This window comes from Methanopyrus sp. SNP6, assembly GCF_002201895.1.
GTDB lineage: Archaea > JAADCQ01 > Methanopyri > Methanopyrales > Methanopyraceae > Methanopyrus.
Genome location: NZ_CP019436.1, coordinates 848,796 through 873,507 on the forward strand (window position 1 = coordinate 848,796; position 24,712 = coordinate 873,507).

The following is a 24,712-nucleotide window of genomic DNA, read 5'->3' on the forward strand; positions in this document are numbered from 1 at the left end:
TTGGTGAGCGTGAACGAGAACGCCCTGCCCCTGGTGGAGCGGATGATCGAGCGCGCCGAGCTCCTGAACGTCGAGGTCCAGGAGCTCGAGAACGGAACCACCGTGATCGACTGCGGTGTCAAGACCGCCGGAGGATTCGATGCCGGTATCCTCTTCTCCGAGGTGTGCATGGGCGGCCTGGCCACCGTCGAACTGACGGAGTTCGAGCACGACGGTCTGTGCCTGCCCGCCGTGCAGGTGACCACGGACCACCCGGCGGTGTCCACGCTCGCCGCCCAGAAGGCAGGGTGGCAGGTCCAGGTAGGCGACTACTTCGCCATGGGCTCCGGACCCGCCCGAGCCCTGGCGCTCAAGCCGAAGGAGACCTACGAGGAGATCGACTACTCGGACGACGCCGACGTCGCCATCCTGTGCCTGGAGTCCTCCGAGCTGCCGGATGAGGACGTCGCCGAGCACGTGGCGGACGAGTGCGGAGTCGACCCAGAGAACCTCTACCTCCTCGTGGCTCCGACCGCGTCGATCGTGGGTTCCGTCCAGGTGTCCGCCCGTGTGGTCGAGACGGGGCTTTACAAGCTCCTCGAGGTCCTCGAATACGACGTGACCCGCGTGAAGTACGCGACCGGAACGGCGCCCATAGCACCCATCGCCGCCGACGACGGTGAGGCTATGGGGCGTACTAACGACTGCATCCTCTACGGTGGAACCGTGTACTTGTACGTCGAGGGCGACGACGAGTTGCCGGAGATAGTCGAGGAACTCCCCTCCAAAGCCAGCGAGGACTACGGGAACCCATTCATGAAGATCTTCGAGGAGGCTGACTACGACTTCTACAAGATCGATCCCGGAGTGTTCGCACCCGCGCGGGTGGTCGTCAACGACCTGTCAACCGGCAAGACGTACACGGCAGGTGAGATCAACGTGGACGTGCTGAAAGAATCGTTCGACATCTGATTCCCCACACCACCATCCCTAACGTTACGTAGTCCATTACGTAAACGTTATAGTCGAGCACTGTCAAGGGCGGTGTGGGGAGGAGGGCCCGCAGTTCAGCCCGGCAGAACGCCGGCCTTACGAGCCGGTGGTCCCGGGTTCAAATCCCGGCGGGCCCACCACCGCTAATTGTTACGTACTTCATAACGTTTTCAGAGAATGTCGTGGGGACGGATCTCGCCGCTAGTCCATCCTTCAGGGTGAGAAAATTTAATATATGACCCACCAGCACAAGGGGATGGTCGCGGAGGATGGGACCCCGGGCAACCCCTGGGGGAACATACCCCAGGGGCCCCGGGGTCGACACAAGCCCCCCTAATGCCGACCCCCCCGGGCGGGGGCTATCCGGCCCCGCCGGGTCGGCTAAGCCGTCGGGTGGATGCCTCGGCTCGGGCGCCGAGGAAGGCCGTGGCAAGCTGCGATAAGCCCGGGCGAGGCGCATGCAGCCGTGGAACCCGGGATCGCCGAATGGGACCTCCCGCCGGGGCCGAAAGGTCCCGGCACTCCGGGGGGAAACCCCGGCCCTCGTGGCCGGGGGAGTACCCCCGGAGGGGGAACCCGCCGAACTGAAACATCTTAGTAGGCGGAGGAAAAGAAAGCAACATGCGATGCCGTGAGTAGGGGCGACCGAAAACGGCAGAGGGCAAACTGAACACCCGCCCGAAAGGGCGGGTGGATGTGGGGTTGCAGGCCCGGGCCGCCTATGCGGCCGTCTCCCCCGGAACGGCCGAAGTGCCCTGGAACGGGCCGCCGGAGAGGGTGACAGCCCCGTAGGCCGCCGGGGGACGGCCGCTGGCCCGGGCCTGAGTACCGTCGGTTGGATATCCGGCGGGAATCTGGGGGACATCGGCCCCCAACCCTAAATACGTCCCGAGTCCGATAGCGAACAAGTACCGTGAGGGAAAGGTGAAAAGAACCCCGGAAGGGGAGTGAAAAGAGCCTGAAACCCGACGGCGATAGTCTGCCGGGGCCCGCAAGGGATGAAGCCCCCCGAAGGAAACCCCGGTGACGGGGGAGTACGAGGGGGGCCGACCGGGGTCCCGGCGTTCGTTTTGAAACACGAGGCGGGGAGTCCGCGGCCGCGGCGAGTCTAAGGGGTTCAAACCCCGAAGGCGTAGGGAAACCGACACGCCCGCAGCCCGGCCTAGCGGCCGGGCCAGGGGCGGGGTCCTAATAGGGCCCGCAGCCGCGGCCGCGGGACCCGAAACCGGCCGATCTAGCCCGGGGCAGGGTGAAGCGGCCCTAAAGGGCCGTGGAGGCCCGCTAGGGGTGCTGTAGTGCAAAACGCTCCCGTGACCCCGGGCTAGGGGTGAAAGGCCAATCGAGGCCGGAGACAGCTGGTTCCCCCCGAAACGGCCCGCAGGTCGGCCCGGCCGGAGGTAGGTGGCGGGGTAGAGCACTGATTCCCCGGTTAGGGGCCGAGAGGCCCCGCCGGGGAGTCAAACTCCGAACCCGCCACCGCCGTAGAAGGCCGGAGTTGGGGCCGGCGGGTAAGCCGCCGGTCCGAGAGGGGAATAACCCAGACCGGGGTTAAGGCCCCAAAGTGCCGGCTAAGTGTTAAATAGAAAGGGTGTCCCCGGCCGAAGACAGCGGGGAGGTAGGCTTAGAAGCAGCCATCCTTTAAAGAGTGCGTAACAGCTCACCCGTCGAGGTCGGGGGCCCCGAAAATGGACGGGGCTGAAGCCGGCCGCCGAGACCCCGGGGCCGCGGGCCGATGGCCCGCGGGCCGGTAGGGGGGCGCCCCGGCGGCCCAGAAGCCGGGCCGTGAGGTCCGGTGGAGCCGTCGGGGACGAGAATCCCGCCGGTAGTAGCAGCAAAGCGGGGTGAGAATCCCCGCCGCCGGAGGGGCCAGGGTTCCTCGGCAATGTTCGTCAGCCGAGGGTAAGTCGGCCCTAAGGCCGGCGGTAACACCGACCGGCCGAAAGGGAAACGGGTTAATATTCCCGTACCGCGGGGGTACGCCCGGCAACGGGAAGCCCGGCGGCCGACGCCTCGGGGTAGGCCGGGCGGGGCTGTCGCCCCGTCCAACCGGTGAAGGCCGGGGAGTCCCGTAATGGGGAGAACCGGCCGAAGCCGGGAAGGGCCGCCCGTTGTGGGCGGTCCGGCCGATCCCCGGGGCCCGTGAAAAGGCCGCCGGGAAGGATCCCCCGCGACCGTACCGAGAACCGACACAGGTGCCCCTGGGTGAGAAGCCTAAGGCGCGGCGGGGTAACCCGGCCGAGGGAAATCGGCAAATTGGCCCCGTAACTTCGGGAGAAGGGGTGCCCGCGGCCCTGACCCCGAGGGTCGAACCTCGGGGGAGGGGCCGCGGGTCGCAGTGACTAGGGGGGGCCGACTGTTTAATAAAAACATAGGTCCCGGCTAGCCCGAAAGGGCTGGTACCGGGGCCGACGCCTGCCCAGTGCCGGTACGTGAAGCCCGGGTACAACCGGGTGAAGCGCCGGTAAACGGCGGGGGTAACTATAACCCTCTTAAGGTAGCGAAATGCCTTGCCGGTTAAGTACCGGCTTGCATGAATGGCGTAACGAGCCCCCCACTGTCCCCGGCCGGGACCCGGTGAACCCGCCATCCCCGTGCAGAGGCGGGGGACCCCCGGCGGGAAGCGAAGACCCCGTGGAGCTTTACCGCAGCCTGCCGTTGGGGCACGGCCGCGGGTGTATAGCGTAGGTGGGAGCCGTTACTCAGGGGCGGCCGCCAGGCCGTTCCCGAGGCACCCATGGAACACCACCCTCCCGCGGCTGTGCCCCTAACCCGGGCCGAGAAGGCCCGGGGACAGCGGTTGGTGGGCGGTTTGGCTGGGGCGGCACGCCCCCGAGAAGGCATCGGGGGCGCCCAAAGGTCGGCTCAGGCGGGTCAGAAATCCGCCGTAGAGTGCAAGGGCAAAAGCCGGCCTGACTGGGTCCCGCACAATAAGGGACCCAGGCGGGAAACCGTGGCCTAGCGAACCCCGGTGCCGCCCCGGTGGCGGCCCGGGATGACAGAAAAGCTACCCCGGGGATAACAGGGTGGTCGCGGGCAAGAGCCCACATCGACCCCGCGGCTTGCTACCTCGATGTCGGCTCTCCCCATCCTGGCGGTGCAGCAGCCGCCAAGGGTGGGGTTGTTCGCCCATTAAAGGGGAACGTGAGCTGGGTTTAGACCGTCGTGAGACAGGTCGGTCGCTATCTGCCGGGGGTGTTGGCCGCCTGAGGGGAAGGACCGCCTAGTACGAGAGGAACGGCGGTCCGCGGCCTCTGGTGGACCGGCTGTCCGACAGGGCAAGCCGGGTAGCTACGCCGTATCCGATAAGGGCTGAAAGCATCCAGGCCCGAAGCGGTCCCCGAAAATAGGCGGCCGTTGAGGCCTCGGGTAAAAGACCCGGTTGATGGGGCGGGGGTGTAAGGCCCGAGGGGCCGTTCGGCCCCGAGGGCCTAAGCCCACCGCTCCCAATCGGCCGATGGACCCGGCGGGGCCGAGCCAAACCCGTCCGGGGGGTCGGCTAGGTCCAGGTGGATTCTCGGGAATCCGGCGTCCTGGTCGGAGTGGTCCTGTCGGTTGATCGCCTCGGACCGCTTCGGTGCCGACCATACGGCCGCCTAGGTGAATCGTTACGAATTTCATAACATTATTTTTTCAGGTTTAAAATTAACTGTTCGTTTTCGAAACTAATGTTTTCTTATTTTCCATATAGATGTGTTGAAAATGCTAACACATATCAACTTGCAATACAATCGGACATTCGGGGAATCGCCCATGGCCCTTTGGCTAGATGTCCCCGTAGTCCCGACCGATTCGTTCTACCGGAAGTTGTTCGAGGCCGTGTGGCGAATCCTTGGTGATCGGGCCCGTGGGATAGCTTCTGAGCGGCTTCCGGCCCTCCGTCGCTGCTACACGGCATCGCCCAGCTCCAGTACGTTCCTTTCCGGGGACGTACCCGGTATCCGACTGTTAGATGAGTTCAGACTCGGTGAACTCCTGGAAGAGGTCCTCTCGGAGACTGTATCGGGTGAGCTCGGCCGCCGACTTTGGGGCTCGCTGGTAGTCAGCGTGGTAGAGCGAGGAGACGTAGCCGGTCTGGAAGTCATGAGGAGGTCGATCGAAGCCCTGAGAGCTGTCGACGTGACGCCCTGGTTGGACGTGCTCGCGCTGGACGTGCTGGTGGCACTGGTGGAGGACGTCGGTGAGGACGTCCTCGTGGATTCACTCCATCTGGTCGCGGAGAGACTGGACGTCGACGAGGATAGGATGCTTCGTGTCTCCCCGTTGGCGTTGGAGTTTGCAGGGTATTGCTTCGAGATGATCCTGCTGGGCTACGTGGTGGCGTATCGGAAACCCGAGGAAATCGAGGTGGTCTCCTGTGACGTCTTCACGGTAGAGGACGTACGGCGGGATATCGAGAGGAGGATTTCGGAGGTTAAGTCCGGAGACCTGGAGCTAGCGGCTGAGGTGATCGAAAAGGTATTGGCGCCGTATCTGCGAGTGGTTACCGACGTTAGGGGTTACCTGGAGGAGGTCCGGTCGATGGATCCTTCCATCGTGCTTGAGGTCGACGGGTTCTCGGTGTCGATCGCTCCCGAAGAGCTAGATCCTGAGTGGGACAGACACGTTCATGAGGCGATCGAGAAGCTGACGGGTTCGGATGGCAAGGCCCGAAGGGTTTTTAATTAAGCCAGGGTCGCCGGTCATTGGGAGCTTGCGGGGGCGCCCGAGCCTGGTCAAAGGGGCGGGAATGAGGATCCCGTGGCCGTAGGGCCGTCCCGGGTTCAAATCCCGGCCCCCGCACCACCCTGGAACGTTACGGGGGTGATAACGTTCTCCCGACGGCGGCTCGGACCCGGGGGTCCCCTCCTTGCGGGGTTCCCCCCGGGCGTCATCCCGCCGGCACGTTCAGGCGAGTGGTCCTAGTTCCTTCGCCCGCTCGTGCATCTCCTTAACGGCGGCGACGAACTTGTCGGCCTCAGCTGAGCTCATGAAGTACATCTCGACGCGCTCCGGCTCGATGCCGAGCTCCTCTAGTAGCTTCTTGGCCGCTTGCACTCGACGCTCGCACTTCAGGTTCCCGTCCTCGTAGCTGCACTCTTCCTTCTTTCATCCGGCTACGAAGACCGTCCACGCGCCCTTAGCGAGCGCTGTCAGGATGTGCTCGATGCCGACTCGACCAGTGCACGGCACCCTCACGATCCTGACACTGCTGGGGTACTGTGACCTTCCAGTACCCGCTAGGTCGGCGGCACCGTAACCTCACTCGTAGCAGCAGAAGGCTACGACGACCGGCTCCTCGGACATTGTCATCACCCGATTGTCACCGCTCCGCCCGTTTTAAATCGGTTACCATCCCGAGGGGTCGATCGGGGAGATCCACGTGAGAAGAGTAGAGATGGAGGGTGTCCCGGAAGTTCTGGGAACCGTCTGTCCACCTCCATCGAAGAGCGGGTCACACCGGGTATTGACCGCCGCCGCGTTATGTGAAGGGAGTACCGAGCTCCGGAACGTGTTGAATGCGGAAGACGTGCGCGCGACGCTTCGACTTTGTCGAAAATTGGGGGCTGAAATAGACGTCGACGGTGGGGAGCGGCTCGAGGTGACGGTTTCCGGGTTCGGGGATTCTCCGCGTGTGCCCGAGGACGTCGTAGACTGCGGGAACTCGGGGACTACGTTAAGGTTTGGGTGTGGGCTGGCGGGGCTCGTCGGTGGAATAGTGGTCCTGACAGGGGACGATTCCCTCAGGTCCCGTCCCGTCGGGGACCTCCTGGCGGCGCTCCGCTCCCTGGGTGTGGACGCACGTGGGAGGGTCTGGCGGGGTGAGGAGTATCCTCCGGTGGTGATCTCGGGGCACCCGCTTCGGGAACGCGTCGCGGTGTACGGGGACGTCAGCTCCCAGTTCGTGAGCGCGCTCCTCTTCCTGGGCGCCGGGCTCGGTACGCTCCGCGTGGACGTGGTGGGGGGCCTGCGCTCCCGCCCATACGTGGACATGACCGTCGAGACGCTGGAACGGTTCGGGGTCTCGGTGGTACGGGAAGGTCCCTCGTTCGAGGTGGAAGGGCGGCCTCGCTCACCCGGGGAGCTGCGGGTCGAGAACGATTGGAGTTCCGCGGGGTACTTCGTCGCGCTCGGCGCGATAGGTGGCGAGGTGAGAATCGAGGGGGTGGACCTCGGCTCTTCGCACCCGGATTGCAGGATCGTGGAGATCGCGCGCGAGATGGGGGCCGAGGTCCGTAGGATCGATGGCGGGATCGTCGTGCGTTCGACAGGTCGACTGGAAGGGGTCGAGGTGGATCTCTCCAACTCGCCCGACCTAGTCCCGACTGTGGCGGCTATGGCGTGCTTTGCGGATGGAGTCACGAGGATCGAGAACGTGGGTCATCTGCGGTACAAAGAAGTGGATAGACTTCGGGCGCTCGCAGCGGAGCTACCTAAGTTCGGGGTGGAGGTCAGGGAGGGGGAGGACTGGCTGGAGATCGTGGGTGGAGAGCCGGTCGGAGCACGGGTCGATTCCAGGGGTGATCATCGGATGGCGATGGCACTGGCGGTGGTGGGTGCTTTCGCACGTGGTAAAACGGTCGTCGAGCGCGCGGACGCGGTGTCCATCTCCTACCCGAGGTTCTGGGAGGATCTGGCGTCGATCGGGGTGCCGGTTCGCTCAGTGTAGGTTCGAGTGTCGGATCTCGAAGGCGCACGCGTTCACCAGCTCGCCGGCGCGAACCGCGCACTTGGTCTCCCTCACCTTGTGCGGCTCTCGACCGAAGGCTGTGAGCGTCTCGTGGATGAATCCTCTGGTGACATCGCACATGGGCTCGTAGCCGCGTGGGAAGCCGGCGCACTCCGGACAGGGGGCCGCGACCACCACGTCCTCGTTCAGGTCGTAGTTGGTTCCTAACACCCCTTCGACGCACGTTAGGAATTCTCGGATCGACAGTACGTGGTACACGCGGAGGAGGGCACGGGCGTACGTCCTGCCAGCCCAGAACAGTATTGCGGGTGCCTCGAAGTCGAGAGACTTCCGGACTGGGTACCATGTCGCGATCTTGAGCGCCGCGATCTCCTCGGGCTCGTACCTAGTCGCTGCGCGGGCTATTTCCGCCAGCGCGTCCTCGTCCAGCCATCTGAGGTCCGGGACAACGAGTTTGGGCTCATGCCTAACGACGAAAGTGCAGACCCCGTCACCGGCAGCCCTACACCGGGTCTCGGCCACGGTGACCGGACGACCGATCTCGAGGTGGTAAGCTTCGGTGATGAATCCCCTGGTCAAGTGACACACCGGCCCGTCGATCCCGCGGAGTCCCGCGCACTCCGGGCACTCCCGAACTGTGACGGTGTCCCTCTCCACCTCGACCTCCGCCCCGAAGACCTCGGCGAACGCGCACAGAACCGACTCCAGATCGTCTCCTCCTAGGATCCTGACCAGACGACGTCCCGCCTCGAAGAGGACGGCGGCTCCGGTCTCCCTGGCGACCTCGAGGAGAGCGGTGAGCCGGTCGTAGGTGAGGAACTCGTAAGGTGCGAACGCTTCGGCTGTCGCCTCAGCTCCTCGGAGCAAGGTTTCCTCGGTGAGGTCCACCTCGACTCCCCGGAAACTGTATTCCGGAATCCTTTACCTGGGTTTCGCCCGTCCCGATTTTTAAGTGGTAGACGCGGTGCCGACGTAGGGGAGTCCCGTGAACACGTTCGGCCATCTGTTTCGAGTCACGACCTGGGGCGAGTCCCACGGCCCGGCACTGGGCACGGTCGTGGACGGGTGTCCCGCGGGACTACCGCTCTCCGAGGACGACGTGCAGCGTGAGCTGGATCGGAGGCGCCCCGGACAGTCGGAGGTCTCGACACCGCGCTCGGAGCGGGATAGGGTGGAGATACTGTCGGGCGTCCACGAGGGGCGCACTCTCGGGACTCCGATCAGCATGATCGTGTGGAACGAGGACGTGGATTACTCGAAGTACGAGCCGATCCGAACCCGGCCGCGTCCGGGCCACGCCGACGTCACGTACCGGTGGAAGTACGGGCACGTGGACTACCGGGGCGGTGGGAGGGCTTCGGGCCGCACGACTGTGGGCGTCGTGATGGGTGGCGCTGTGGCCAAGAAGTTGCTCCGTGAGGCGCCCTCGGATGACCCTCTGGGTATCGAGATCGTGGGTCACGTGGTGAGGGTAGGCTCCGTCGAGGCGGATCCCGGTGACCTATCCGCGGAGGAGATCATGGAGTACGCCGAGTCGAACCCGATTAGATGCGCGGATCCGGACGCCGCCGAGGAGATGCTCGGAGAGATCGAAAGTGCGCGCGAGAACGGGGACTCCGTCGGCGGGACGATCGAGGTGATCGCGGAGAACGTGCCGCCGGGCCTGGGTGACCCGGTCTTCGGGCGGCTGGATGGGGAGCTGGCGGGGGCTCTGATGAACGTACCCGCGGTGAAGGCGGTGGAGGTAGGGTCCGGTGTTCGATGCTCTAGGATGCACGGATCCGAGCACAACGACCCGATCCGGTGGGACGGACATCCCGTCGTGGATGGCGACAACTCGGGAGGAGTACTCGGGGGGATCTCCCACGGCGGTAGACTGGTCGTCCGGGTGCACGTTAAACCCACTCCGTCCGTGTCCGTTTCCCAGCGCACCGTCGATCTGGAGTCCGAGGAGGAAGTAGAAATAGAGGTGGAGGGTCGACACGACCCCTGCATATGTCCGAGGGCTGTACCAGTTGTGGAGTCTGTCGTGGCGATCGTGCTGGCCGACGCCGTCCTCAGGGCAGGGTACGTGAACCCGGACAGTGTTGAGCTCCCGGCTGCGTCCGTGGGAGATCGATGGAAGATGATGAAACGACACCTATAGCCCCCTGAGCTCGAACTGGAACTCGCACCGACCGAATAGCTCACCGGTCACGGCCGCATACTCGGTCTCCCCACGCGCTCGACCTCATTGCTGAAGGCACCCAAGGTCTCGTTGAGTGCGATCATGATCGGGGCGGCGTCCGCGAGGTGAAACTTGAGCGTGTACTTACGCTAATTTGAAGGCCCTCCTCCGGCCCGTGCTCCGACGCCGCGCGGGTCGTCCCCCGGAGTGCCCTCTCATCCGGCCTGTCGGGCTACGGAACCGCCAGCCCTCAAGGTTCCGTCCCGATCCGGAACTCGCAGACGTCGTCACATGTGACGCGGCGTCGGACCCTGTCTACCAGTCTCGAGCTCATAGGCGCCAGCAATCAGGCCTCTGAAATGACAAAATGGCCCGCGGAGCTTTCGGGCCACCGGCGTGCTCCGGTCAGTCCTTCACGGTCACTACATCCTAATCCTAGTCCACTTCGCATCCTGTGAGGTCCGCGAACGTGGTCAGCGTCGACCTCAGGTCGTCACTGAGCTCCCGCCCCAGTAGGCGCTCTGCCCCCGAAAAACGTCACTGCACCCTGACCCCGGCTACTTCCATCAGCGCTATCATGAACATGACTAGCCAGTCACGGCCAGACCGTTTTATCGGATAGTCTCCGTGGCCGATTCCGCACCCCGACATAGCTTCTCCTCCGTCGGCAACTCCGACCTCACGGAAATTGGTTTCCGGTTAGGATTTAACAGGGTCTGGTCCGCCGGAAGAGCCTACAAACCTGTCGCTGTGTGAACGGGGTGTAGATCTTGGAGAAGCTCGTCCTGCTACCGGGTCCGGTGATGGTGCACGAGGACGTCCTCCTCAGATCGGCGAAACAGGTCATGAACCACCGTAGCGAGGAGTTCGAAGAGATACTCGCGGAGTGCGTGGAGCTGTCCAGGTACCTGTTCCAGACGAATGGCAACGTTGCCATCATCACAGGTTCTGGCACTGCGGCCATGGAGGCAGCGATCTACAGCCTCCTCGAGCCCGGTGAGGAAGTCGTCGCGGTGGTCAACGGAAAGTTCGGCGAGCGGTTCGCGGACATCGCCGAGCGTCGTGGCGTCGAGGTGCATCGGGTGGAGTTCGAGTGGGGCGAAGCCGCGGACCCCGAGCGCGTGGAGGAAGTCCTCGCGGACTCGCAAGCAGAGGTCGTCACCCTCGTACACAACGAGACCTCGACAACAGTGCTCAACCCGGCCGAGGAGATCGCTAGGATCTGCCGCGAGTACGATGCGCTGTTCGTCGTGGACGCGATATCATCGTTGGGCGGCGTCGAGTTCAGAATGGACGACTGGGGCGTCGACGTCTGCATCACCGGTTCGCAAAAGGTCCTGGGTTGCCCACCGGGTCTTGCCCTCGTGGCCGTCAACGACAGGGCTCTGGAGGTCATGGAGGAGAAGGACGCGGGCAGCTACTACCTGGATATCCCCAAGTACCTCGAGTACTTCGAGAAGGATCCGAAGCAGACTCCGTACACGCCCGCCGTGAACGCCTTCTACGCCCTGCACGAGGCCCTGAAGAGGCTGAAAGAGGAGGGGCTCGAGGTCCGTTGGAAGCGCTACCGTCTCATGCAAAGGATCGTCCGGGAGGGGATCCGGGCACTCGGGCTCGAGCTGTTCGTCGAGGACGACGAGATATCCTCACCGACCGTGACTGGAGTCACTTACCCCGAGGGCGTGGACGATAGAGAGTTCAGGGGTATCTTACGGGACCGCTACGACGTGGTCGTCGCTGGCGGACAGGACCACTTGGCGGGTAAGATATTCAGGATCGGACACATGGGCGAAGTCCGGATCCGTGACATGATCACAGCGGTGACTTGTATCGGCCTCGGTATGCGCGAGCTCGGCGTCGATGTGGACGTAGGTGCCGCCGCCGAGGCCATGGCCGACGTGTTGTCAGAAGTATCGTAACGGCCACCGCTCGGTGCCGGTGTCCTCCTCCAGCGCCCTCACACCGTCTATTACATTCCCGTTCAACACTATCGTTACAGAGAATATCACCGTCCCCGGGAGTACCTCGGCCGGTGCGCCTCGACGTACCGGTCTCGCTCCCGCACCTCTTCCGGCTCCTAAGATGGCTCCGGCTGTCGGTCCCACCTGATCCAACCGCTCGGTTGTGGCTATCAGGATGGGATCGTCCGTCTCCGGTCCAACGTAGCCCACGCCCGGAATCTCCACAGGCTCTTGAACGGGTCCCCCGCCGACGTCGTAGCACAGACCCTCCGCGGCTCTTCGACACACTTCGGCAACCTCGGCCACTCGGTTCTCCGCAGCGTACGTATCGAACAGCGTCACGACCACGTCCTGGTACTCGGACTCCGGACAGGCCGCCTCGGCGTAGGACGGCCCCTCACCTGCGCCCTCTGGGGACTCCGAAACCCCCATAACGTCCTTGCCACCGTACCCCTTAAAGAGGTCGAAAACGGCGGCATTCACGTCCTCCAGTGCTTCCTCCTCGACGACGTACACGACCGCGAGATCGTCCCCACACACCGGACCCAGAACCACGTACATCAGCTCGTCCCGGAACCTCAGCTGTAGTTCCTCCAGATCGCGCTCAACGCGCCGCACCAGTCCTCGGGACACGCGTACGTCGTCCTCGGAAAGATCCGCGGAGAACGCGACGGCCCGGAGTCCCACGCACAGCACCCCCGGGGGAAGCTCCCCCTTGGTTACCGTGCTCGAGGAGGATGATCCCCACGCGGTTAAACACGTCGTCCGCGCTCTCCGCGCCGGGAAACTCGTCGCCATCCCGTGTGACACCGTCTACTCTCTGAGCTGTGACGCTACGAACTCCGAGGCCGTTCGCCGTCTCTACACAGCGAAGGAGCGTCCCATGGATAAGCCCGTCAGCGTCGCCGTTCACTCGCCCGAGAAGGCCTTGGAGCTCCTGGAGCCCGTACCCAGACTCGAAGCAGCCTTGGAGACGCTGACCCCGGGTCCGATCACCATCGTTGCGCCCAGAAAACCCGGCGTGGTCGCGCCCGAGGTCGCGGCGGGTAAGCGTACCCTCGGGGTTAGGATCCCGGACCACCCTTTCTTCCTGCGCGTAGTCCGAAGGTTCGGAGAACCGATCGTCACCACTTCCGCCAACATCTCCGGTCGGCCCGCCCCGACCGATCCTGACGAGGTCTTCGAACAGCTCGGCGACCGCTTGGACGTCCTGGTCGAGGGCGAGTGCCGCTTCGGAGAACCATCCACCGTGGTCGAACTCACGCCCGAGGGTAATATCGACATACTCCGGGAGGGCGCCATGCCTAAAGAGGAGGTACTGGAGACACTCAGGGGGACGACCTCAGGTGCCTGAGAAAGGCCTCAAACCCCTCCTCACAGGCTTCCGCGAGGCCGTTCTCGACTTGACCGACGGTGAGGGCGTCCTCGTGTATTCCGGATGTGCCGGCACGTGCACACCGTTCGCGGAACTTCTCGCGTTCACGCTGCGGGAGACCGACCTCGAGCAGTACTACTCGATAGATCTCCGCCGCGAGTACCTGCGAATGGAGCTGCGCGACCACGGCTACACCGTCACCGACGAGCGGGAGGAGCTCGAGAGCGCGGACGTCGTCGTCCTCCTCGGCGGCCTCGCTATGCCGATATCCGATGCCACACCTAACGACGCTCGGGAGTTCATCGAGGAGCTCGGGAACCCCCCCGTCGTCGGCGTGTGCTTCATGAACATGTTCGAGCGCGCCGGCTGGACCGACGAGCTCGACTTCCACACGATCATCGACGGATACCTGGAGGTCGCGGTCAAGTGATCGGGAAGGAACCGGTACCCCTTGGGGTAGGCGACTACCTCCTGTACTTCCGCCCCTGGGCCCTCGGCGATGCGGACGCCGTCTCGGACGTATTGTACAGGGAACTGTATCCCCACGAGTGGCTCGAGGGATCCCGCGAGGTAGTCGACGTGGGCGCTCACGTTGGTGCTTTCACGGTCCTCGCGGCCGCTCACGGTGCCAGTGAGATCCTCGCGATCGAACCCCACCCCGACAACGCAGAGCTCCTCCGACGTAACGTAGAGGAGAACGACCTCAACGTCGAAGTCGTCGAGGCCGCCGCTTACGACCGTGAGGACGTCGTCAAGATGTACCTCAGCCCCTCTACCGTCGCCTACTCCGTCGAGCTCGTCCGCTCCCGGGAGACAATCGACGTCGAGACAGTCGTCATCGACGACTTGGGGGTTTCTCCCGATCTGATCAAGATCGACGCCGAAGGGGCCGAAGAACGCGTCCTCCGCGGGTCCGAGCGGACACTCGAGGAACACGCCCCCGTCCTCCTGATCTCCGCCTACCACTATCCGGGGCAGGAGGAGGACGTCCGACGATGGCTCGAGGACAGGAACTACAGGGTCGAGGTGATCGTCCGGGAGACGAGCCCGTACAGGAGCCCCGCCCTACGCGTACCGGTGATAGTGGGCGAGCCCCGCGCCTGATCGTCCTCCACACCCGCGACTGCGACCCGAAAGCCTGCACGGCCCTACGGGCCCATCGTATGGGTCTCGTCGAGCTCGTGAGACGTCCATCGGACGTGCCCACCGGTGCCGTCGTCCTGGATCCTACCGTGGGGAAGGCCCTCTCCCGCGAGGATCGCGACGCCGTCCTAGGGAGCGGACTCGTTGCCGTGGACTGCTCCTGGGAACACGTCCACAGGTACTTCGGACCGCTCAGACGACGCTGCCGGCGCAGGATCCTCCCCTACCTGATCGCGGCCAACCCCGTCAATTACGGTAAACCCTGCAAGCTGAGCACCGTGGAGGCGCTTGCCGCCGCCCTGTACATCCTAGGGTTCAGGCGGGAGGCCGAGAGGTTCATTTCGCGGTTCAAGTGGGGTCCCGCCTTCCTGGAGCTCAACCGTGAGCGGCTCGAAGCGTACCGACAGGCCGAGACGAGCGCCGAGATCGTGCGCGCTCAGGAAGAGTTTCTTCCGGACGGCCCGTGACGATCTCCCGCGAATCGTTACGTAATCAGTGACGATACGGTGCTGGTATCCCGGAGGTTCTCGAGATCTCGCTGCCCGGTGACCACTTGCGAGGACTTCGGTTCATAGCACTACCGTGCGCGAACTCTGATAGCGAACGATAGTTCCAACGAGCCACCGGCCCCCCGGGCCGCCAGTTACGGCCCCGTACCGGATTGCGAGTGATCGCGTCACTACCCTGGTTGATGGCCGACACTTTAACCCGGATACAATCTCCCGGTGCTCGCTCGGGACGAGTTCCCCCAGACCTCGTACGGTACCTCCTAGGACCCGACAAGTCTCAGCCACGTCGTGATTGGAAGTAAGGTACGGCCGCTTACCCGAAGGATCTCACGTCGGTGGATGCCACGCCAGCCGCGCCGTCGAGTGCTCGCTTTCCGGTACATCCTTCGGATGAAGCAAACCCTCCTCCCCATCACCGACGTTGACGGTCACCTGTGATAACTAAGCACAGTCTTCAAACACGTGAATCGGAGGCGTTCACTCGAGCCAGCGGCGTCACTCAATTAGCCTATGAGTGCAAGGTCGTACGGGGGTGTTCGGATGGCGAAGTTCCCGGAGGCGGAGGCTCGGATCTTCAACAAACTGATCTGTATGAAGTGTAACGCGAGGAACCCACCGGACGCCACGAAGTGCAGGAAGTGCGGGTACAAGGGACTACGACCAAAGGCCAGGGAGCCGAGAGGCGGTTAGACCATGGGCGTGTTCGGATACCTGCGGGAGCGCGCCCCCTGTCACCTTACACTACTCGATCCCGTGGACGTTGGTCCGGAGGATGTCCCAGAGGTTCTGGAGCCGCTGGTGGAGGCGGGCACGGATGCGGTGATGGTCGGCGGTTCGACCGCGCACACATCACAGGTAGAGGCGGTGGTGGAGGCGATCCGGAAGGTCGCGGACGTCCCGGTGATACTGTTTCCGAACGGTCCGGAAGGTCTCGCGCCGAACGCGGACGCGGTGCTGTTCATGAGCCTCCTCAACTCGCGGAGCACGTACTACCTGATCGAGGCGCAGGTGAAGGGCGCGCCGTTGGTGGAACGGTTCGGGCTGGAATCGATCCCGACTGGCTACCTGATCGTGGGCGAGTGGGGAACGACCGTCTCAGTGGTCGGTGACGCTCGAGTGATCCCGTTCGACCGGACCGAAATCATCGTCGCGCACGCACTGGCGGCGAAGCACTTGGGCATGAAGGCGGTGTACCTGGAGGCGGGAAGCGGCGCGCCGGAACCAGTGCCCCCCGAAGTGGTACGGAGAGTCTCGGGAACCGGGGTGTTCACGATCGTGGGCGGTGGTATCCGGAATCCCGAGACTGCCTTAGAGATCGTCGAGGCGGGTGCGGATGCTGTCGTCACCGGGACCGCCGTAGAACGTGACCCGGATCTGGCCTCTGAGATCGTCGAGGCGGTTAAACGAGGTGCCTGAACGTCGAGGATCCCGATTCCCATTTTAGCTTTTAGTCTTGCATAAAATATAACATGCATTGAGCCGCGATCATCGCATTGGGGGTCATCCGGACGTCGGTCCGGTCAAATGGCCCGTCCTGGCCTGCGTAGCCTTTCTCGCTGCTGTAACAGTGCACGTTCCACTTCTCAGCCTACCACCAGGTGATGCAGTTCATGTTTACCTTCGGTCTTCAGGTATCGACCCTCTAGTTTATAACACTCCTGAAGGGCTGATTCCTATTTATTACCAGCACTACAACGGTATCGTACCGTACTGTGATTACATATTCGAATACCCACCGATACCGGCCGCCACTTTCACTCTCTCAATGATCGCAGCTCTTATTCTCAAATCCGTACATCCTGTAAACCAGAAAGCTCTTGTCATACTGCTATTACCGTTGCTCGGAGCAATCTACTTATCCTTCCTATATTGGATCATTTTACGGAACAAAAATCTATCGATCCTAACGCTAGTGACAACTTCGATTTACATAATTTTAATAATAGTATTTGGATTACCATTATACAAATTCTATTTTACTTTTGTTCTGTTCTGCGCCATCGCTCACGCTACGTTAATGTATCAATTTTGGAGATTAGTTCGCACTTTAGGCAAAGAAGAGTCTCTCCTTTTAATGTTATCATCACCAACTGTAATAACATATTCAACAGCGAATTGGGACTTACTCTCTGCAGCTTTTATGACCAAAGGCGTCAGAGAGATACTCTCTGGAAGGGTTAAAGGATTACACTGGTTCGCGCTAGCCGTTCCAGTAAAGTTAATACCGATATTCCCAACCGTAGCATTAACAGTTACATTACTTAAAAGGAAAGAGTTGATAACAGAAGGTCCGAAAGTCATCACCTTAGCCATCCTACCATATATGTTAATCCCGATAATTTCATGGAAAGGATTCTTGAGGTTCATTAAGTTTCATTCCAACTGGTACTGTGAATATGGAATTTGGACACTCCTCTTCAAGGACCTTGACCTAATCAAGATATCCTACTTAGCGTCCGTAGCTGTAACTTATTTAGTCATTGTTATTATACTAAAGAAACGCCACTTCGTGTACGATAGTCTAGATTGTTTACTCAAAGTTACGTACATAATGGTCGCAGCACCTTTCGTATTTTCTTACATTTTTACACCTCAAATGTTAATAAATATACTTCCATTTATAATCCCTCTCTACCCCCGACTTGCACCCCTAGTTGACACACTTAATTTCCCTATTGCTTTCACACTTAAGTTCGATTATTTACATAATTTGAATCCGTTTTCGGCACCGTCCCTAACGTATTTCCTGGCTCAATCGCGAAACGTCCTCCTCATGGTCACCCTGCTTTTGTCCTTTCATCGGCTTAAGGGCTGCCGCTCGTCAAAAGGGTCCATCAGGACCCCCCGGGGGACGGGTGGTTGAGGGCGGTAGCGCTGCTCAGCGGTGGTAAGGACTCTACGCTGGCCGCACACCTGGCGGTTGAGGACGGTTACGAACTGGTATACGGGCTCACCGTTATACCGTCTGACTCAGAGAGCATGATGTTCCACGTGCCGAACGCGGGCCTCGGTACGCTGGTGGCGCGGGCGTTAGGACTCGAGCCTTTGGAAGTACGGTCTGGACGGGACGATGAGGCCGATATCGAGGAGATGGCCCTCGTCCTCGATGAGCTCGACGTGGACGCGCTGGTCTCCGGGGCCATCGCGTCCAGGTATCAGAAGGAACGGCTCGATAGGTTGTGCGAGGAACTCGAGATCGAACACGTGCATCCGTTGTGGGGTATGGACCCGTTCGAGGAGCTCGAGATCCTGGTGGAATGCGGTTTCGAGGTGGTCGTGATCGGAGTATCGGCGGCCGGTATGGACGAGTCCTGGTTAGGCCGTAGGATCGATCGGAACTTCATCGAGGACGTCCGACGGTTGTACGAGGATTACCGGGTCCATCCGGCTGGTGAAGGGGGTGAATACGAGACTCTAGTCTTGGATGCCCCCCTTTTCGAACGTAGGATAGTCCTAGAACGCGTTGAAAAGCAATGGGATGGTTTCTCGGGCGAGTTAATCGTGAAAGAGGCCAGGCTAGTGCCTAAGCGGCGATGATCGGACTGAGCTATGGCAGAGCGCCGTCGGGGCGCGATGAGCGGGGACACGGGGGTGAGCGCGCCTCGAACCGAGGACGAGCGGGACCGGAAACAGTTACATTTATTTTTCTTGAGGTTATACCACTGTCGGGGGCGATCGACTCCGACGTGCCGTATGTTGGGGGTCTCCCGTTGGGTGGCGACGACGGTGGCAAATTCCACGACGTGAACGACGACGGTAAAGGCGATGATCTTTTCGACCTGTCCGAAATAGACGACGGATCGGATGATGGGCTCGAAGTACCCGACATCGAACTTGACGGAGAGTCGGACGGTTCCGATCAGCACTCCGGAGGATCCGATCCTGACCATCAGACTGACCATGCTGACCATGAGAATGGTATTGAGAACATCCTGTCCTACGACGATACAGACGTCGACGTGTCCAACACGAACGTTAGTACGGCTAAGTCCGGCTTGGACGCCGATCTGGATTCGAACAGTGAATCGTTCAGCGAGTCGAGTAGTGAATCGAACGCGACACAGTACAACGATCAACACCAGGATCTCGACTTCGATCAGAGCACAGAGCAGGTCCAGGATTCGACGTCTGAGTCGGTTTCTGATGTGGAGAACGTCTCGGAATCCAACCCTGACGTCGACATGAACGTTGTTGATGACGACCCGAGTGGTAACGTGAATATCGAAGATATAGACGTCAGCGAAGAAAACGAAGTCATAAACGAGATCGTGAACGATAACGACAGTTACTACTACGTGGATGAGGATCACTACCTGGACGACCCTTCCTCGGGTTCCCCAACGTCGGACGCCTGGAACTTCGGGTCAGTCGATCCGCCGTCGGATCCGAGCGCTTCTGACCTTACAACTCTGGTATTAGGTCCGGAAGACGATCCGTACATGGTCGTGGACACTCAGGAAGGTCAGGTGGACCTTCTCGTTGGTGATGATCCGACGACTATCGACATGGATCAATCGGAACTCTCACAGCTACTGGACCTCGTGAACTGGCTCGACGGGAACGTACCGTCCGATATACTGGACCTACTGTATCAGATCCTAGCGTACCTGCTGGAGATATTCTACGGGATCCTTCCGTTAGACCAGATCTTGGGTTGGGTCCAACAGATCTCGGAGTACGCGCTCAGCGGCGAGCTCGACTCCGACGCGCTGGGCCAGATGTTGGACGTACTAGAGACCGCCACCAGCCCGTTACAAGCGGTCACCGGTCTCACGAGTTTCCTAGGGGACCTCGGCTCGTCCCTACTGGATATTTTCTGAGTATTCTCTAACCTCATCTCTCGACACTCTCGTTCGATGTCTCGTTAATTTGGAAACATAATCGTATTTTCATGATCATACGATTTACGTATCATCCGTGCATGAAAATTGCAATATAGTACATAGATAACACGATATTAGTGCGTAAGTCACATGAATATTATCGCATGATCTACGCAAATACAGCGTATTATCGTCAAAAATTTATAATATCGTCTATGCATGGCTCTCCGACGATCATGCATAAACCGTAATATCCAACATCGAGTTAACGTCCGTGGGAAGTTCAAAAGCTCGATTTACTTGCGGGAAAAACAATTCGGTCACGTGATGGCGCTGGCGTATTTCTCGGCCATCTCAATACCTTTTTGTCGTGCCATCTCAGCAGCCATCCTGGCGGCCTCCTGAGCCGCACGACCCGCGTCTTTGGCCATTACCCACCAGAGGACTGATATCTCCAAGAAGGCCCACACACAGATAGCGGCGGCCAGTAATAAGTACTCGACTACTCCTTGGCCTCGGTCCCGAAGCACGTTTTTCGACAACTAAGATCCGCCCCACCGATTTATGGAAACCCGACCCGCGACGCCGAGCGTGTCGGGTATCCCACCAACTCGCACGTCAAAAGGTTGACGGAACTAGCTTAGGCGCCGGGAAGGTGGGTGGAAGCCAGATAAGGTTGGGTTTCCTGAGACGAATCTTAGTACGTGGGTGGGTAAATATCCCGTAAAACCTGGGATGAGGAGCGCTCCCGATACGGTTTCCCGCAGATCGGTGACGAGTGCGGGACCCAACCGACCGCTTCCGTTCTGTTTCCTTCCTAGACTATCTGTTTAGATCTGGAGATGAGCGGTCGCACAACTCTGTGGCAGAGCCGGTCGCACTCCCACTGTTTGTGCGTCTGTAACGCAAAGAATTTAACCGACCGCGCGTGGAGCGGCACGTGGGGGAACGGCCGATGGCCGGATCACCCACAGCCCGTCCCGACGCCACGCCCGTCCGGGCGCCGGAACGTATCCGAGTCCCCAAGCCGCCTCGGGATCCCGTCGAACAAGCCCGGGTCTTACGCGTGCTCCTCGAAACCGTGAGACGCGGAGTGCTCCCGTTCTTGGGTGCGTCGTACCGGTCGGTGAACGGGAAGGTGTATGGGCCGTACTACGAGGCCAGGTGGAAGCCGCGGAAGGGCGAGCGTGGCCGCACCATCTACCTGGGCAAGTCCGAGAACGAGAGTGTTCGGTTCCTTGAAGCGTGGCTGTGGGAGGTACGCAGGGCCGCCCCACGGCTGGCCGAACACCGGAAGGCCAAATGGTTCGTCGCGCGTGCCGTTCGGAGGGCGCTCGCGGCGCTCCTGACCCGGTTCGAGGGCGACCTCGAGGAAGCCCTCGAACTAGCGGGTGAGATCCTCCGCAAGGTTGGTAGGATACTGACGGGAACGCCGTTCGACCCACTGCGGACGTACTCCAGGCCGAGGGGTGGTAGAAAGCTCCTCAGGATGCTTCTCGGGCGGTCCACCGGCGAGTTCCGCGACGTTCTCCTGGAGATGCTCAGCCCGTGGCCACCATGGTACTGTTTGACACTGCTCGAACGTCTTCAGGGGAGAACAGCGGCGTGCGAATACCATCGGGCGAGGGTTCCTCGGCCTGGACCGGCGGTGTAATTCGGGAGGGGTGCCGGGTGAAACCGTCGAGGAATCATCGGAGTTCCAGGACCGCGGCCACGACCTGTCCCAGGGAAACGCCCCCGTCACCCGAGGGAACCTCGTGGTGTTCCAGGAGGTCCGCCCCGTAAAGCTCCCGGAACCCTCTGGTGATCAATTCGTTGTTGAATACTCCTCCCGTGATCGTGATGGGTTCCCGGTCCCGGTGCTCACTTATCACTTCGGCGAATCCCTTGACCAGAGCGCGGTGTGCGGTGAGGGCGTATCGTCGGTCCCCGGTTTCCGCGGCCCGGGCCACGACGCTCGAGACGCGCACAATCCCGTCTCGGATGTCGACGTCCGGTTCGGGCGCGTGATCGACATGAACCGCGACGGCCTCGAGCTTCATCGCGGGCTCTCCCTCGTAGGTCCGTTCGTGACAGATCCCTAGAGCCGCGCTGACGGCGTCGAGGAACCGACCGGCGCTCGTCGTCTCGATCGTCGGGTACTCTATCTGGTGCAGGATCACTTCGACCTCCCGCTCGCCGTGTTTCAGGGCTTGAGGCCATTCCTCGAGCTTCCGGAGTAGGAACTCGTGGATATCTTCCTCCGACCACCCTGCCGCTCGTAAGTGCGCGACCGTCATTCTGAGAGGCCGGTACGTGGAGGCGTCCCCTCCAGGCATGGGCACGGGTTCCAAGTGCCCTATCCGCTCGTACCCGTTCCCGTCCACGTACAGGATCTCGCCGCCCCATGCACTTCCGTCGTCTCCGTACCCGTACCCGTCCATCACGGCGGCGATCGCGGGTTCCTCGGTCGGGTCGAACCCGTGCTCCGCGAGGCATGCGAGGGCGTGCGCGTGGTGATGCTGTACGCGGACCAGTTCCAGGTCGTGCTCCTCGGACCATCGTTTTGCGAGTCCCGTGGTGGCGAACGACGGATGCAGATCGCACGCAACCGCGTCGACGTCGTTCCAGTCCAATCGGAGCAGTCGCAGGAACCGTTCGACCGTCTCCTGGAGGAAATCGATCGTCTGTGCCTTAGACGTGTTCCCGATGTGCTGGGTTAGGTATGCCTTCCCTCGATGCAACACGCAGGCAGTCACGTCGAGCTCGGGCCCGACCGCTACGACGGTGAGGTCGTCCGGCGCCCAGTCGATCTCGATCGGCTCTGGTACGTACCCACGGGAGCGTCGCAGGGGTCGTGGTCCGTCTAGGACGCGCACCACGGAGTCGTCGCATCGTGCGGCGATACGTCGGTCGTGGATCAGGTAGTAATCTGCGATCCCGCGGAGGCGCTTCAGGGCGTCGGAGTTGCGGATCGCCATGGGTTCGCCCGGTGGGTTAGCTGAGGTCATGATGATCGCCGGCTCGTCCAGGAACCGTTCGAACATGATGTGGTGTAGACCCGTGTAAGGGAGCATGACACCGACCGTGTGCAGGCCGGGTGCCACCAGTTCGGAGAGGGGGAAAGGTTCCCTCTTATGTAGGACGACGATGGGCCGGGACGGTCCGGTCAGGAGGTCCTCCGCGGTCCCGTCCACTTCGGCGAAGGTGCGGACGTCGTCTAAGGATCCGGACATGACGGCGAAAGGCTGTTGAGGACGTCCTAATCTCTCACGTAGCTCGGCGACGGGTTCGTCTTCGGTGGTCTTGCAGGCGAGATGGAACCCACCGATCCCCTTGATGGCGACTATCTTCCCCTCTTCGATGAGCCTACAAGCCTCGCGGATCGCCTCGAGCTCCTCCCACTCGACGACTTCACCGTCCGAGTTGAGGAGTCGGTACCTAGGACCGCAGCGAGGGCAGCAGACCACCTGAGCGTGGTACCGTCGGTCCTCCGGGTCTTCGAACTCGCGGCGGCACTTCTCGCAGAGCGGGAAATCCACCATCGTCGTGTTCTCGCGGTCGTACGGGATTCCTTCAATGATAGTGAACCGGGGGCCGCAGTTGGTGCATCCAGTGAACGGGTAGAGGTACCTGCGGCTTTTCGGGTCGAAAATTTCCTCCAGGCATTCCTCGCACACCGGCGCGTCCGGGGGGATCTGCAGCTCGACGTCCTCGGATTCTTCGCTCTCGACGATTCGGAAGCCCGGACCTACGTTCTCTTCCGTTTCCTCCGCGTGTATCTCGCGTACCCGGGCGAGCGGTGGGTGTTCCTCCTTAAGCCTGTGGATCAGTTCCTCGAGTTCGCTGCGCGTCGCCCTGACCACGATCTCCACCTCGGATCCCAAGTTGCGCACGTGGCCGTCGAGCTCCATCTCCGTGCAGAGACGGTACACGAAGGGGCGGAAGCCGACGCCCTGAACGATACCGCGGACTCGGATCTTCCAGGTTCTCATAGCCCGAACCGCTCTCCTTCCCAGTCCTGATCCGGGAAATGCTCGTAGAGCACCTCCGCCGCGACTCCGGTCGAGACCCCGGCCCTGGCCGCCAGATGGACCGTCGAGAGTTCCTTGGCGTGTATGGCTAGGACCATAGGGAGCTCGGCTTCAGCCCGATCGACGTCGGACGCGGCGTCCACAAGGAGACTAATGTCGACTTCGTCCTTCCATTTCATCTTCCGATTCACGACGCTCCGCTTGGCCAGCTTCTCGGCCACGGAGCCACCGTTCGGGTGCTTGCTGAGAATCGCCCAGAAACCACGCTTCAACACTATCTCCGCTAGCACCTCCTCGTCGTCCAACGCCCGCTCGCCTAGTTCGGTCGGCTCGCAGATCTCGTGATCGGGATGTACCAACAGGTACCGGACCAGCGTCTTGTAGTAACGTAGGAACGTGTTCTCCGAGACGTCCAGTTCGGACATCACGAGCTCCGGGTCACGTAACTCGTCCACGAGCTCCAACATGCGCATCAGCGAGGGAGGGGACAACGGGTTCGTCACGTAAGGTTCGAGGGAGAGCCTCACGCGCCACTGATGGGATGGGAGTAACCTCGCGTACGCGAACGCGTGGACGGAGTTCTCCACGAACTCGGCGTAGTCTCGCGGCGTGGTGTTCAGGGTGTAGCCGACCGTGCGGCCTAGCAGGTGGTTGGAGATCGCCCCGTCCGTGGCCCGGAGGTACGACATGTCCGGACCGGGTTGGCGCCGCACTTCACCTTCACCTACTAGGCACTCGTCCAGCTTCTTCAAGGCCTCGTCGAACGAGCCCACTCCGTCCACGACTAGTTCGGCTGGTTCTACGGTATGCTTTCCCAGGATCTCGTCCAGCAAGCTGGCCTCCCGCAGGGCGGCCATGGTGAGCATCGCACCTTCCCGCGGGTTCTTCAGACCCGAAAGCACCTCCCGAGCCTTCTCGTACTTGTCGTGCACCAATAGCGCAGCTGCCGTCGAGATGATGTATTCGTAATCGTTCGTGAGGCCCGCCTGCCGAATGATCCTGGCGAGTCGCTGGTACAGCGCCTTTACTTCCTTTAGATCAGCCCGCACTTCCATAAGCATCGCTACTGCGTCGTGGTCCAA

The 24,712-nt window shown here is 61.5% G+C and carries 20 protein-coding genes, 2 tRNA genes and 1 rRNA gene; 17 read left to right on the plus strand and 6 right to left on the minus strand.

Annotated elements, in window-relative coordinates:
* The 5 genes from mch to BW921_RS04855 all read left to right on the plus strand — a co-directional run bounded on the left by mch (nt 1) and on the right by BW921_RS04855 (nt 5,754).
* Nucleotides 1-951, plus strand: coding sequence for a methenyltetrahydromethanopterin cyclohydrolase (mch, locus tag BW921_RS04835; protein ID WP_088335780.1), 951 nt, complete (start codon nt 1-3; stop codon nt 949-951).
* Nucleotides 952-1,035: 84 nt separating this feature from the next.
* Nucleotides 1,036-1,112: transfer RNA gene (locus tag BW921_RS04840), tRNA-Val, on the plus strand.
* A 229-nt stretch (nt 1,113-1,341) separates the two neighbouring features.
* Nucleotides 1,342-4,439 (plus strand): 23S ribosomal RNA (locus tag BW921_RS04845).
* A gap of 283 nt (nt 4,440-4,722) precedes the next feature.
* Nucleotides 4,723-5,637 (plus strand): hypothetical protein, encoded by a 915-nt coding sequence (locus tag BW921_RS04850; protein ID WP_148688799.1) that lies wholly within the window; start codon nt 4,723-4,725, stop codon nt 5,635-5,637.
* Between the two features lie 27 nt (nt 5,638-5,664).
* Nucleotides 5,665-5,754 (plus strand) — tRNA-Leu (locus BW921_RS04855).
* A gap of 102 nt (nt 5,755-5,856) precedes the next feature.
* Here BW921_RS04855 and BW921_RS04860 read toward each other — a convergent pair.
* Nucleotides 5,857-6,255 (minus strand): hydrogenase iron-sulfur subunit, encoded by a 399-nt coding sequence (locus BW921_RS04860; protein ID WP_157666008.1) that lies wholly within the window; start codon nt 6,253-6,255, stop codon nt 5,857-5,859.
* Between the two features lie 76 nt (nt 6,256-6,331).
* Here BW921_RS04860 and aroA point away from each other — a divergent pair, with 76 nt between their 5' ends.
* Nucleotides 6,332-7,618 carry a 3-phosphoshikimate 1-carboxyvinyltransferase gene (gene aroA / locus BW921_RS04865; protein ID WP_148688800.1) on the plus strand — a complete coding sequence of 429 codons (1,287 nt, stop codon included), beginning with the start codon at nt 6,332-6,334 and terminating at the stop codon, nt 7,616-7,618.
* Here aroA and BW921_RS04870 read toward each other — a convergent pair.
* Nucleotides 7,610-8,527 carry a V4R domain-containing protein gene (locus BW921_RS04870; RefSeq protein ID WP_148688801.1) on the minus strand — a complete coding sequence of 306 codons (918 nt, stop codon included), beginning with the start codon at nt 8,525-8,527 and terminating at the stop codon, nt 7,610-7,612. The two genes, aroA and BW921_RS04870, sit on opposite strands and share 9 nt — an antisense overlap.
* Before the next feature lie 97 nt (nt 8,528-8,624).
* On the opposite strand from BW921_RS04870, the gene aroC reads away from it, so the two are divergent.
* Both aroC and BW921_RS04880 read left to right on the plus strand, forming a co-directional pair.
* Nucleotides 8,625-9,785: a chorismate synthase gene (gene aroC, locus BW921_RS04875; protein ID WP_148688802.1), complete on the plus strand. Its 1,161-nt coding sequence runs from the start codon at nt 8,625-8,627 to the stop codon at nt 9,783-9,785.
* 791 nt (nt 9,786-10,576) lie between these two features.
* Complete coding sequence (locus BW921_RS04880; RefSeq protein WP_148688803.1) at nt 10,577-11,725, plus strand: alanine--glyoxylate aminotransferase family protein; 1,149 nt, start codon at nt 10,577-10,579, stop codon at nt 11,723-11,725.
* On the opposite strand, the gene BW921_RS07785 is transcribed toward BW921_RS04880, so the two are convergent.
* Nucleotides 11,711-12,454 (minus strand): hypothetical protein, encoded by a 744-nt coding sequence (locus tag BW921_RS07785; protein WP_168168762.1) that lies wholly within the window; start codon nt 12,452-12,454, stop codon nt 11,711-11,713. The genes BW921_RS04880 and BW921_RS07785 overlap by 15 nt on opposite strands.
* A gap of 37 nt (nt 12,455-12,491) precedes the next feature.
* On the opposite strand from BW921_RS07785, the gene BW921_RS04885 reads away from it, so the two are divergent.
* The 8 genes from BW921_RS04885 (at nt 12,492) to BW921_RS04920 (ending at nt 19,614) form a co-directional block, all read left to right on the plus strand.
* On the plus strand, nt 12,492-13,121 hold the full coding sequence (locus tag BW921_RS04885; protein WP_232452945.1) for an L-threonylcarbamoyladenylate synthase: 630 nt from the start codon (nt 12,492-12,494) through the stop codon (nt 13,119-13,121).
* Nucleotides 13,114-13,572: a DUF2124 family protein gene (locus BW921_RS04890; protein WP_168168763.1), complete on the plus strand. Its 459-nt coding sequence runs from the start codon at nt 13,114-13,116 to the stop codon at nt 13,570-13,572. Before BW921_RS04885 ends, BW921_RS04890 begins: the two co-directional genes overlap by 8 nt.
* Entirely contained in the window at nt 13,569-14,246 is a 678-nt protein-coding gene (locus BW921_RS04895) for an FkbM family methyltransferase (protein WP_168168764.1), read from the plus strand. Before BW921_RS04890 ends, BW921_RS04895 begins: the two co-directional genes overlap by 4 nt.
* On the plus strand, nt 14,246-14,752 hold the full coding sequence (locus tag BW921_RS04900; protein ID WP_236953803.1) for a DUF367 family protein: 507 nt from the start codon (nt 14,246-14,248) through the stop codon (nt 14,750-14,752). Before BW921_RS04895 ends, BW921_RS04900 begins: the two co-directional genes overlap by 1 nt.
* 582 nt (nt 14,753-15,334) lie before the next feature.
* The gene (locus tag BW921_RS04905; protein WP_011019011.1) at nt 15,335-15,484 is read left to right on the plus strand and encodes a 50S ribosomal protein L40e; all 150 of its coding nucleotides are present in this window, start codon (nt 15,335-15,337) and stop codon (nt 15,482-15,484) included.
* Nucleotides 15,485-15,487: 3 nt separating this feature from the next.
* Nucleotides 15,488-16,210 carry a geranylgeranylglyceryl/heptaprenylglyceryl phosphate synthase gene (locus BW921_RS04910; RefSeq protein ID WP_148688807.1) on the plus strand — a complete coding sequence of 241 codons (723 nt, stop codon included), beginning with the start codon at nt 15,488-15,490 and terminating at the stop codon, nt 16,208-16,210.
* A 1,443-nt stretch (nt 16,211-17,653) separates the two neighbouring features.
* The gene (locus BW921_RS04915) at nt 17,654-18,331 is read left to right on the plus strand and encodes a diphthine--ammonia ligase (protein ID WP_168168765.1); all 678 of its coding nucleotides are present in this window, start codon (nt 17,654-17,656) and stop codon (nt 18,329-18,331) included.
* A gap of 173 nt (nt 18,332-18,504) precedes the next feature.
* Nucleotides 18,505-19,614 carry a hypothetical protein gene (locus tag BW921_RS04920; RefSeq protein ID WP_148688809.1) on the plus strand — a complete coding sequence of 370 codons (1,110 nt, stop codon included), beginning with the start codon at nt 18,505-18,507 and terminating at the stop codon, nt 19,612-19,614.
* 323 nt (nt 19,615-19,937) lie between these two features.
* Here BW921_RS04920 and BW921_RS04925 read toward each other — a convergent pair whose 3' ends face one another.
* Nucleotides 19,938-20,159: a hypothetical protein gene (locus BW921_RS04925; RefSeq protein ID WP_088335794.1), complete on the minus strand. Its 222-nt coding sequence runs from the start codon at nt 20,157-20,159 to the stop codon at nt 19,938-19,940.
* 413 nt (nt 20,160-20,572) lie between these two features.
* Between BW921_RS04925 and BW921_RS04930 the strand changes: the two genes are divergently transcribed.
* Nucleotides 20,573-21,271, plus strand: coding sequence for a DUF1678 family protein (locus BW921_RS04930; protein ID WP_148688810.1), 699 nt, complete (start codon nt 20,573-20,575; stop codon nt 21,269-21,271).
* A 34-nt stretch (nt 21,272-21,305) separates the two neighbouring features.
* Here the strand turns inward: BW921_RS04930 and hypF are convergent, their stop codons facing one another.
* Both hypF and BW921_RS04940 read right to left on the minus strand, forming a co-directional pair.
* On the minus strand, nt 21,306-23,591 hold the full coding sequence (gene hypF / locus BW921_RS04935; RefSeq protein WP_148688811.1) for a carbamoyltransferase HypF: 2,286 nt from the start codon (nt 23,589-23,591) through the stop codon (nt 21,306-21,308).
* Entirely contained in the window at nt 23,588-24,712 is a 1,125-nt protein-coding gene (locus BW921_RS04940) for a hypothetical protein (RefSeq protein ID WP_148688812.1), read from the minus strand. The genes hypF and BW921_RS04940 overlap by 4 nt, the downstream gene beginning before the upstream one ends.

What these genes read in the sequence shown, in the direction of transcription:
- BW921_RS04850 (WP_148688799.1), top strand. Translation starts at nt 4,723, where the DNA reads ATGGCCCTTTGGCTAGATGTCCCCGTAGTCCCGACCGATTCGTTCTAC.
- BW921_RS04905 (WP_011019011.1), top strand. Translation starts at nt 15,335, where the DNA reads ATGGCGAAGTTCCCGGAGGCGGAGGCTCGGATCTTCAACAAACTGATC.
- BW921_RS04910 (WP_148688807.1), top strand. Translation starts at nt 15,488, where the DNA reads ATGGGCGTGTTCGGATACCTGCGGGAGCGCGCCCCCTGTCACCTTACA.
- BW921_RS04930 (WP_148688810.1), top strand. Translation starts at nt 20,573, where the DNA reads ATGGCCGGATCACCCACAGCCCGTCCCGACGCCACGCCCGTCCGGGCG.
- hypF (WP_148688811.1), bottom strand. Translation starts at nt 23,591, where the DNA reads ATGAGAACCTGGAAGATCCGAGTCCGCGGTATCGTTCAGGGCGTCGGC.